Annotated in this window: 10 protein-coding genes and 2 pseudogenes; 7 read left to right on the top strand and 5 right to left on the bottom strand. The window is 68.2% G+C overall.

Going from position 1 to position 10,022, the window contains the following annotated elements:
* Positions 1–420 (top strand): annotated as a pseudogene (locus tag B2284_RS03640) (helicase-associated domain-containing protein); the annotation flags it as partial.
* Positions 417–896, top strand: a complete 480-nt coding sequence (locus B2284_RS03635; RefSeq protein ID WP_165584152.1) for an 8-oxo-dGTP diphosphatase — start codon at positions 417–419, stop codon at positions 894–896. The pseudogene B2284_RS03640 and the gene B2284_RS03635, both read left to right, overlap by 4 nt.
* Here B2284_RS03635 and B2284_RS03630 read toward each other — a convergent pair.
* The 3 genes and pseudogenes from B2284_RS03630 to B2284_RS03625 form a co-directional block, all read right to left on the bottom strand.
* A complete protein-coding gene (locus B2284_RS03630) occupies positions 854–1,537 on the bottom strand; it encodes an EamA family transporter (RefSeq protein ID WP_239303066.1) in 684 nt (227 codons plus the stop codon). The two genes, B2284_RS03635 and B2284_RS03630, sit on opposite strands and share 43 nt — an antisense overlap.
* Positions 1,538–1,619: 82 nt before the next feature.
* Positions 1,620–1,772: pseudogene (locus tag B2284_RS14555) on the bottom strand (EamA family transporter); the annotation flags it as partial.
* Between the two features lie 78 nt (positions 1,773–1,850).
* Positions 1,851–3,836 (bottom strand): M13 family metallopeptidase, encoded by a 1,986-nt coding sequence (locus B2284_RS03625; RefSeq protein ID WP_165584151.1) that lies wholly within the window; start codon positions 3,834–3,836, stop codon positions 1,851–1,853.
* Positions 3,837–4,050: 214 nt separating this feature from the next.
* Here B2284_RS03625 and B2284_RS14425 point away from each other — a divergent pair, with 214 nt between their 5' ends.
* A complete protein-coding gene (locus B2284_RS14425; RefSeq protein ID WP_165584150.1) occupies positions 4,051–4,713 on the top strand; it encodes a GNAT family N-acetyltransferase in 663 nt (220 codons plus the stop codon).
* Positions 4,613–4,996 carry a putative immunity protein gene (locus B2284_RS03620; protein ID WP_338137492.1) on the top strand — a complete coding sequence of 128 codons (384 nt, stop codon included), beginning with the start codon at positions 4,613–4,615 and terminating at the stop codon, positions 4,994–4,996. Before B2284_RS14425 ends, B2284_RS03620 begins: the two co-directional genes overlap by 101 nt.
* Positions 4,997–5,150: 154 nt before the next feature.
* On the opposite strand, the gene B2284_RS03615 is transcribed toward B2284_RS03620, so the two are convergent.
* A complete protein-coding gene (locus B2284_RS03615; RefSeq protein WP_239303067.1) occupies positions 5,151–5,663 on the bottom strand; it encodes a GNAT family N-acetyltransferase in 513 nt (170 codons plus the stop codon).
* 221 nt (positions 5,664–5,884) lie between these two features.
* Between B2284_RS03615 and B2284_RS03610 the strand changes: the two genes are divergently transcribed.
* Together B2284_RS03610 and B2284_RS03605 are read left to right on the top strand one after the other, a co-directional pair.
* Entirely contained in the window at positions 5,885–7,516 is a 1,632-nt protein-coding gene (locus B2284_RS03610; protein WP_136788551.1) for a DNA repair helicase XPB, read from the top strand.
* A gap of 38 nt (positions 7,517–7,554) precedes the next feature.
* On the top strand, positions 7,555–7,791 hold the full coding sequence (locus B2284_RS03605) for a type II toxin-antitoxin system Phd/YefM family antitoxin (RefSeq protein ID WP_286697199.1): 237 nt from the start codon (positions 7,555–7,557) through the stop codon (positions 7,789–7,791).
* An 88-nt stretch (positions 7,792–7,879) separates the two neighbouring features.
* On the opposite strand, the gene B2284_RS03600 is transcribed toward B2284_RS03605, so the two are convergent.
* A complete protein-coding gene (locus B2284_RS03600) occupies positions 7,880–8,296 on the bottom strand; it encodes a DUF2530 domain-containing protein (protein ID WP_235182005.1) in 417 nt (138 codons plus the stop codon).
* Positions 8,297–8,518: 222 nt separating this feature from the next.
* Between B2284_RS03600 and B2284_RS03595 the strand changes: the two genes are divergently transcribed.
* A complete protein-coding gene (locus B2284_RS03595; protein WP_006946164.1) occupies positions 8,519–10,006 on the top strand; it encodes an NCS2 family permease in 1,488 nt (495 codons plus the stop codon).
* Positions 10,007–10,022: the final 16 nt, after the last annotated feature.

Below are 10,022 nucleotides of genomic sequence, written 5' to 3'. Positions count from 1 at the left end.
CCTGTCGCCGAGACCTCCGACGGCGGGGTCGTCGTGCGCGCCGCCACCGTCGAGCGGGCCCCGACGCCGTCGCGCCGCGCCACCCCCGTCCAGGTGAACACGCTCGACGCCGGTGAGGCCGAGCAGCTGGCCGGCCGTCTACGGGCCGCCGAGAAGGACGCCGTCCGTCCGAGCGAGCACGACGCGCACACGCGCATCCCGTCCTGTGATCCGACGGTGACGTTGGCGCTGCTGCAGGACGCGGCCGCCGAGAGCGTTCCCGTGTGGATCGGCTACGTCGAGGCTGGCGGCGACATCAAGCGCGGCTTGTTCCGCCCCGCGAGCGTGACCGGCGGGCGCGTCACGGGCCAGCTGGGCGACACCTCGCCAGTGACGCGGACGTTCTCGATCCACCGCATCACGGGCGTGGCGTCGGCGTGACGTCCGCGACGCCCCTCGAGACCTGCCTCGTCCTTGTCACCCGTACGAGCGACGGGGCGGACGAGGTGCTGCTCGGGCGAAAGCTGCGCGGCTTCGGTCGTAGCCGCGTCGTCGCCCCCGGCGGCAAGATCGACGCCGGTGAGAGCGCGCAGGAGGCGGCCGCCCGCGAGCTCCAGGAGGAGACGGGTCTGCGCGCGCAGATGCTCGCGCCAGCCGGCGTCCTCGACTTTCGCTTTTCCCACGACACCCTGACCCAAGACATGCGGGCGCATGTGTTCATTGCGTCCGGTGCCCTCGGCGCGGTGCAGGATTCGGACGAGATCGCTGCCCGCTGGATGCGTCAGGATGAGATTCCCTACGCCGAGATGTGGCCGGATGCGCGCCACTGGATGCCCCGCGCGCTCGCGGGAACCCTGCAGCACGCTCTGTTCGTCTACGGCGCGGACGGCGTCACGCTCGAGCGCTTCGAGCTCTGACGGCGGGCGCCCAGCCGCGTCAGCGCGCGCGGGCCGAGCACGATGACGGCCACGCCGACGAGCAGGAGCGCGCCGCCGACGAACGCGGCAGCGTTGGGGCGTTCGGCGAGGAAGACCCAGCCGGCGAGGAAGCCGACGACGGGGACGAGCAGCGTGAACGGGGCGACGTTCGATGCCGGATAGATGCCCATGAGCCCGTTCCAGATCGTGTAGCCAACGAGGCTCGCGAGGATGACGGTGTACGCCGTCGACGCGATCGCCGCGCCGCCGAAGTGCGTGAGCGCGCCACCGACAGCGCCCGGGCCGTCGATGAGCAGCGACACCACCAGCATCGGCAGCGGGACGAACAGGCTGCCCCACACCGTCAACCCCAGGCCTGACGCTCCCGCGCAGCGTCGCGAGGCGACGTTACCGGCACCCCAGCTCAGCGCTCCCGCGAGACACAGCAGGACGCCGACGAGCGGTGTCTCACCCGAGCGTCCGAGGGCCACGACGACGAGCCCACCCACGGCGATGCCCATGCCCATGAGTTGGATGGGTCGCGGCCGCTCCCCCAGGAGCGCCGCGGCGATGACGACGGTGAACAGCGCCTGAGCCTGCAGGATCAGCGAGGCCAGCCCGGAGGCCAGACCCGCCGCCATCGCCGAGTACAGAAAACCCGAACTGTCCGGCCGACATGAGCAGCCCGACGAGTGCGAGGTCGCGCCACGCCACCTGCGGGCGCGGCACGAACGCCATGATCGGCAGGATGCACGCGAACCGGATCGCCACGAACAGCAGCGGCGGTATGCCGGCCAGCCCCTCGTGGATGACGACGAAGTTGAGCCCCCAGATGAGAACGACGAGCAGCGCGAGCGCGATGTGGCGTGGGGTCATGAGCCCCATCCCACCGCACCGCGCCCACGGCCGGAAGAACGATCCGTCTGGTAGCCGTTCAGGGCCTCGGAAGGTGCCTCAGAAGATGCGCACGCGCTCGTCCTCGTCGACCCACATGCCGTCGCCGGCCTTGACGTCGAACGCCTCGACGAACTCGGTGAGGTTGCGGGCGGCGTTGGCGCGCACGTCCATCGGCGAGTGCGGGTCGGTGGCGAGCAGACGCTTCGCCTCGGCCTCGCGAGCGGTGCCGCTCCACACCTGAGCCCAGCCGAGGAAGAAGCGCTGCGCGCCCGTGAAACCGTCGAGCTCAGGCGCCGGAGCGTCCTCGCAGGCGATCGTGTACGCCTTGTACCCGATCGTCAGTCCGCCGAGGTCGCCGATGTTCTCGCCGACCGTCAGGCCACCGTTCACCTTGAGGCCGGGGGCGTCGCGCGTCTCGAGCTCGGAGAACTGCGCGATGAGCTTGGCCGACAGGGCGTCGAAGCGCTCGCGGTCGCCTTCGGTCCACCAGTCGACGAGTTCACCGTCTCCGTTGAAGCGCGAGCCCTGGTCGTCGAAGCCGTGGCCGAGTTCGTGTCCGATGACGGCGCCGATGCCGCCGTAGTTGACGGCATCGTCGGCGTCGACGTCGAAGAACGGCGGCTGCAGGATGGCGGCCGGGAAGACGATCTCGTTCATCATCGGGTGGTAGTAGGCGTTGACCGTCTGCGGGCTCATGAGCCACTCGTTGCGGTCGATGGGCTGCCCGATCTTGGCCAGCTGGTAGTCGGTCTCGAATGACGCGGAACGCTTGATGTTGCCGACGAGGTCGTCGGCGACGATCTGCAGGTCGGAGTAGTCGCGCCACTCGTCGGGGTAGCCGATCTTGGGCGTGAACGCGTCGAGCTTCTCGAGCGCCTTGACCTGCGTCTCGGGGCTCATCCACGTCGATTCGCGGAAACTGCGACGGAACGCCTCGACGAGGTTGCCGACGAGTTCCTGCATCCGCCCCTTCGCCTCCGGCGGGAAGTGACGCTCGACGTACAGCTTGCCGGCCTCCTCGCCGAGGACGCCCTCGACGAGGCCGACGCCGCGCTTCCAGCGCTCACGCAGCTGCGGCGTGCCCGACAGGGTGCGGCCGGCGAAGTCGAAGCGCTCCTCGACCACGGCGTCGCCGAGGTAGTTCGCGAAGGAGGTGACGAGGTGCCACGTCATCCATGCCTTCCAATCCTCGAGCGGACGGTTGGCGAACAGTTCCGCGAGCCCCTCGAGGTAGCTCGGCTCCCCGACGACGACGTTCGCGAACGCGCCGTCCGGCACGACCTGGCCCTCCATCCACGCGTCGAGGTCGAACGCGCCGAGCACGTCGCGCAGTTCGTCGAGCGTGTAGCGGTTGTAGGTCTTGATGGCGTCGCGCGTCGAGACGTTGTCCCAGTGGTGCTTCGCGAGGTCGACCTCGAGGGCGTACGCACGGTCGGCGACGGCCTCCGGCGTGGAGACACCCGCGAGTTCGAGCAGCCGCACCATGTGCTCCTGGTAGGCCCCGCGGATCTCGGCGTACTGCGCCTCGCGGTAGTAGGCCTCGTCGGGCAGCCCGAGGCCACTCTGGCCGATGTAGACGATGTACTCGTCACTGTTCTTCGCGTCGGCGCTGACGTAGAAACCGAACAGACCACCCATGCCGTAGCGCTCGAGGTGGCCGAGGAGCATGAGCAGGTCGTGCTCGCTCGTCAGCCCGTCGATGGCGGCGAGATCCTCCGCGATCGGCGAGACGCCGAGACGGTTGATGCGCTCGGTGTCCATGAACGAGCGGTAAAGGTCGCCGACCTTCTGCGTGGCCGGGCCGAAACCCTCGGGCGGGTTGCCGTTCTCTGCGTCCTCCGCCTTCTGCGCGGCCTCCTCGATGATGACGCGCATCGCCGCCTCACTCTTCTCACGCAGGCGGTCGAACGCGCCGTAGCGCGACTTGTCGTCGGGGATGGGGTGCTCGCGAACCCACGTGTTGTTGACGTAGGCGAACAGGTCGTCCTGGGGGCGGACGGACGCGTCGAACGTGTCGACGTCGAGGCCGGACTTGCGGGTCATGCGAACACCTCAGATTTCGTGGAGGTCGAGGACTTCTCAGCTGATGTCCATCCAAACACCTCGCACCGACAACCGTCATCCGCAGCTCACCGCGTGACGTCGTCCAGGAGAGTCGCCCCCGTCGCATGGGCGGCGATGTTGTGTCATGAACGCGCGCTCTTTTGCGCGTTCATGACACAACATCAACCTGGTCGACGCTCGGTCTCGTGGAGACGTGCCACGACTGATCGAACCGACGATCGCCCTGCACGAGGCGTTCCTCGTCGCCCATCGCGAGTGGGGTGCGGGGCTTCACGAGGACGGATTCGGCATCGCGCGCGGCGATGACGTCATCAGCCCTGAGGGGTTCGCGGCCTGGATCGAGGAGCTTCACGGACGCCCGGCCACGTCGTGGTGGATCGCCGATGACGAGCCCATCGATACCCGCGGGCAGAGGGTCCTCGGCGCAATCGCCCTACGTCCCACAGAATTCACCGGCGAGCTGACGACCGGCCACATCGGCTATGGGGTCACACCTTCAGCGCGCGGCCGCGGCATCGCCACCTGGGCGCTGGCCACGGCTCTCGAACACGCCACGAAACTCGGACTGCCCTCGTGCGTGCTCGTCTGCCTCGACGACAACGTCCCGTCGATCAGAACGATCGAGCGCTTGGGGGACGCCTTGAATCCACCGTCACCGACGATGAGGGCGTGCGACGCCGCCGCTACAGAATCGCCCTCGCTGCGCCCGACACTGACGCCGCCCCTCGCGACGACGCACCTGGCCACAGGTCGCTGTGATCCTGCCTCCCGAACGCGATCCGCGCCTCATCACCATCCGTCGTGGCGGCACCCTGTCCGACGAGCATCACCGCCTGTTGGCGCTCTGGGCGGCTGACTGCGCTCAGCACGTCCTTCCCCTGTTCCGCGCCTCCCGTCCTGACGACGCTCGCCCCGCTGACGCCATCACCGCCGCGCGCGCCTGGGCGGGTGGTGTCATGCCGATGATGCGAGCGCGTGCTGACGGCGGCCACGCCATGGGAGCAGCACGTCCGCTGCAAGGTGCACCCCGTTTCGCGGCCTACGCTGCGGGGCAGGCCGCGTGCGTCGGACACGTCGTCGAACACGACCTCGGCGCTGCCGCCTACGCCATCAAAGCAGTGATGGCCTCGTCACCTTAGCCGCAGACGACGGGCCGCACCGAGTGCGAATGGCAGCGCACCCGCCTCCCCGAGGTGGTCCGCGATCTCGTGCTCGACGATCGGCGCCGCAGAAACCACTTGTGCTGGGACGTCTTCACGTTCTGACGCGCAACGCCGAGATCGCCCACATTGGTCACCAGGGCCGTCCGCGCAGATCGATGCCACCTGCGGGCCACGACTCGATCGGCCGCTCGATGCCCACGATCATCAACGGCGGCCCTGGGGCATCTGTCACGGCCTCACCCGACACTCTGTCGACGTACGTCTCCGCAGCCTCGATGCGGGTCCACCCGCACGCCGCGTAGAAGGGGACGACGGCCTCTCGGCACCCGAGATACCCGAAGTCGATGCCGCCTGCTCGCCGCATGGATTCAGCGGCCGCCGCCATCAACCGACGCCCGAGCGCCGTCCCACGCTCACTCGGGCTGACGAGCACCCCACCGACACCGGCGATGACAACATCCTCGTTTCCGACGCTCATCGTGCGTCGGCCCCACCCGACGTGGCCGTCGAGCGCGCCGTCGTGGTGCGCCAGCACGTGCACGTCGTGGCCGGCGTACCCATACGGCTCGTTCGGCGTCCACGGGCCATGGCCGTCGAGGTACTCAGCGTCGAAGAGTCCTTGCAGCTGGCGGAGGTCACCCACGCCCAGATCTGCGTGCTCGACCCCCATGATGCTCGCGCCATCACGGCTCACGATCCCTCCCCACCCGAGGATGTTGTGTCATGAACGCGCGCTATCTCACGCGTTCATGACACAACATCGGCCGTCTCGGTGCTCACCCCGGTCGGAATGCCCCGTCGCTGGCGCCCGTTACCCTGAACGCGGCACCTGTCGATGCCGCAGACCCCACCGAGAGGCAACGCGTGAACAACGGCGCACTCATCGTGCAGAGCGATCGGACGATCCTGCTCGAGGTCGATCACGAGAACGCCGAGGCGGCGCGTCGCGCCATTGCTCCGTTCGCCGAGCTCGAACGCGCCCCCGAGCACGTTCACACGTATCGCGTCACGCCGCTCGGCCTGTGGAACGCCCGCGCTGCAGGCCTCGATGCCGAGACGGTCGTCGACGCCCTCATCACGCACAGCCGTTTCCCCGTGCCGCAACCGCTGCTGCTCGACGTCGCCGAGACGATGGATCGTTACGGCCGTCTCGTCCTCGAGAAGGACGGCGACCAGCTCGTCCTGCACTCCACCGACAAGCCCGTGCTCGAAGAGGTGCTGCGGCACAAGAAGATCAAGCCACTCGTCGGCGATCGCCTCGACGACTTCACCGTCGCCGTCCACCCAAGTGAGCGTGGCGCGATCAAGCAGGAGCTCATCAAGGTCGGCTGGCCGGCCGAGGACCGTGCGGGTTTCGTCGACGGCGAGGCCCATCCCATCGACCTCGACACCGACGGCTGGGAGCTGCGCCCCTACCAGCGTCAGGCCGTCGACGGGTTCTGGGACGGCGGCAGCGGCGTCGTCGTCCTGCCCTGTGGCGCCGGCAAGACGCTCGTCGGCGCCGGTGCCATGGCGAAGGCCAAGGCGACGACCCTCATCCTCGTGACGAACACCGTCTCGGCCCGTCAGTGGCGCGATGAGCTGCTCAAGCGCACGACGCTGACGGAGGACGAGATCGGCGAGTACTCCGGTGCGCGCAAGGAAATCCGCCCCGTCACGATCGCGACGTACCAGGTGCTCACGCTCAAGCGAAAGGGCGTCTACCCGCACCTCGAACTGCTCGATGCGCGCGACTGGGGCCTTGTCGTCTACGACGAGGTGCATCTGCTGCCCGCGCCCATCTTCCGCATGACGGCCGACTTGCAGGCCCGTCGACGTCTCGGCCTGACGGCGACGCTCGTGCGTGAGGACAACCGCGAGGACGACGTGTTCTCCCTCATCGGCCCGAAGCGCTACGACGCACCCTGGAAGGACATCGAGAGCCAGGGTTACATCGCGCCCGCCGATTGCGTCGAGGTGCGCGTCGGGCTCTCCGACTCCGACCGCATGGCCTATGCGACGAGCGAACCCGACGAGCGCTACCGCTTCGCCTCGTGCGCGACGGTCAAGGATCCGGTCGTCGAACGCATCGTCGCCAAGCATGACGGCGAACCGACCCTCGTCATCGGCCAGTATCTCGACCAGCTCGAGACCATCGCGGGACGCCTGAACGCCGACCTCATCACCGGTGAGACGTCGGTTGCGGTGCGGCAGAAGCTGTTCCAGCAGTTCCGTGACGGCGAGATCACCAAGCTCGTCGTGTCGAAGGTCGCGAACTTCTCGATCGACCTGCCGGAGGCGAGTGTCGCCGTCCAGATCTCCGGGACGTTCGGCTCGCGTCAGGAGGAGGCCCAGCGCCTCGGTCGCGTCCTGCGCCCGAAGGCCGACGGACGCACCGCGCACTTCTACTCGATCGTCACGCGCGACACCGTCGACGCCGACTTCGCCGCGCACCGTCAGCGCTTCCTCGCCGAGCAGGGCTACGCCTACCGCATCGTCGACGAGAGCGACATCTGAGCCCTTCCCCGCGCAGCTTGGTTCGGTAGACCAACCACATGACGACGGTCAACATCCACGAGGCGAAGACTCACCTTTCCCGGCTGCTCGCCAGGGCCGAGGCCTGCGAGTCGATCACCATCGCCAAGGCAGGGCGGCCCATCGTCGACCTCGTCCCGCACGTCGCCGAGCCCGTCAGGTTCGGCACACTCGATGCGTCGTGGACGACGGCGGACGACGCCTTCGGCGATGAGACCGACACGCTCGTCGGGGCGCTGCTCGGCGCCGAGCGATGAGCATCCTGCTCGAAACACACGTCGCCCGGTGGCTACTGCAGGACGACCGTGGTCTCGGCCGAAGTGCGAAAGACGCCGTCCGCGGAGCTCACGCAGCTTCGGCGTTGCCACGTCCGCGACGCACGTAGGCCCAGCCCATGAGTCCGAGGACGGCGCCCGCGACGCACGTCCACGGCCACCAGTCACGCTCGCCCGTGTGCAGGGCGGGCACGAGAAGCGTCACGACGAGCATGACGACCCAGCACGCGACGCCGACGAGGATCACCTTGGGTGTGTCGACGTGCAGCGGCTGCGGCTTCGGAATGACGGTGTCGCCGCCGGTGAACAACTTCTCGTACGGCGATTCCTCGAGTCGCGCCTCGCCCTCGGCGGGGAGCACGACGCCAGCTTCGTAGGACATCGAGTGCTCGGCGCGCTCCCGCATCTCGCGGGCGCGCTCGATCGAGCGGGGCGTCGCACCGTCAGCACGCGGCGCGCGCTTCGGCTGACGCTGGTCTGGGCTCACCGTCACAGCCTAGTTGACGCGCCCCTGACGGGCGGCGAAGCACCGACGGCCGAGCTCGGTGCCGGCGCCCTCAGACCCGGCGGTGCGCCTCTGCTGAGCGGGGCGAAGGGACGGCAGACGTCACTCACGGGCCCGGTCATGGGCGCGCACCCGACGAGGCGGCGACGACCACCCGCTGAGCACGTTTCCCGGCGCACACGGGCGCCAAATACGATGTGCGCCATGTCGAGCACAGTCACTTCGGCCCCCGCCCCCGGGCCGCCCGCGAACGCCCTGGATCGCTACTTCAAGATCAGCGAACGCGGTTCCACCGTCGGACGGGAGATCCGCGGTGGCCTCGTCACCTTCTTCACGATGGCGTACATCGTCGTCCTCAACCCCATCATCATCGGCACGGTGCCGGACTCGACGGGCCATTACATCGGTGGCGGAACGTCGCCGAACCTCACCCTCGTGGCATCCGTGACGGCCCTCGTCGCTGGTGTGATGACGATCTTCATGGGCGCGATCGCCAAGTTCCCCCTCGCCATCGCGACCGGCCTCGGTCTCAACGCATTCGTCGCCTACTCCGTGGCGAAGCTGCCGGGCATGACCTGGCCTGACGCCATGGGGCTCGTCGTCATCGAGGGCTTCATCATCTTCCTGCTCGTCATCTCCGGTTTTCGCAAGGCACTGTTCGCGGCGATTCCGCACTCGTTGAAGACGGCCATCAGCGTCGGCATCGGGCTGTTCATCTGCCTCGTCGCCCTCCACGACGCGGGTTTCAACTCCGCCGGCGGCGGTTTCCTCCAACTCGGCCCGAGCGGCACGCTGCAGGGCTGGCCGGTGCTCATCTTCATCATCGGCGTGCTCGGCATCGCCGCGATGATGGCCCGCAAGGTGAAAGGCGCCATGCTCGTCGGCATCCTCGGTGCGACGACGCTCGCCGTCATCGCCGAGACGGTCGGCAACATCGGCAGCAAGACGAACGCCAAGGGGGACGTCGTGAACCCGGGAGGGTGGTCCCTCACCGTGCCGCAGGTGCCCGACTCGTTCGTCTCGCAGCCGAACTTCTCGATCATCGGCGACTTCTCGCTGTTCGGTGCCTTCGGCAAGATCGGCACCATCTCCACGATCCTCATCATCTTCACGCTCGTGCTCGGCGCCTTCTTCGACCTCATGGGCGCGATGTACGCCGTCGGCGCCGAGGGAGACCTGCTCGACGAGGATGGTGTGCCCGAGCACTCCGAACGCATCATGATCGTCGACTCCGTGGCCGCGATGGCCGGCGGCGCCGGCTCCATCAGCTCCAACACGGCCTTCATCGAATCGGCGTCCGGCGTCGGCGAGGGCGCGCGAACCGGCCTCGCCTCCATCGTCACCGGCGTGTGCTTCCTGCTCACGACGTTCCTGGCCCCGCTCGTCGAGATGGTGCCTTCGGAGGCCGCCGCGCCTGCCCTCGTCATCGTCGGCTACCTCATGATGACGCAGGCGAACGACATCGACTGGAAGGACATGGAGATCGGCCTGCCCGCCTTCCTGACGATGGCGCTCATGCCCTTCACCTACTCGATCGCCGTCGGCATCGGCGCCGGGTTCATCAGCTTCATCCTGATCAAGCTGGTCAAGGGCAAGGCGAAAGACGTGCACCCACTCATGTACGTCGTCGGGCTCTTCTTCCTCGTCTACTTCGGCATCGAACCGGTCAAGCAGATCCTCGGCGTCAGCTGAGGCAGCGATCATGCGG

Source organism: Dermacoccus sp. UBA1591 (genome assembly GCF_002322065.1).
GTDB classification, from domain to species: Bacteria; Actinomycetota; Actinomycetes; order Actinomycetales; family Dermatophilaceae; genus Dermacoccus; species Dermacoccus nishinomiyaensis.
This window is presented reverse-complemented; position numbering and strand designations above follow the sequence as displayed.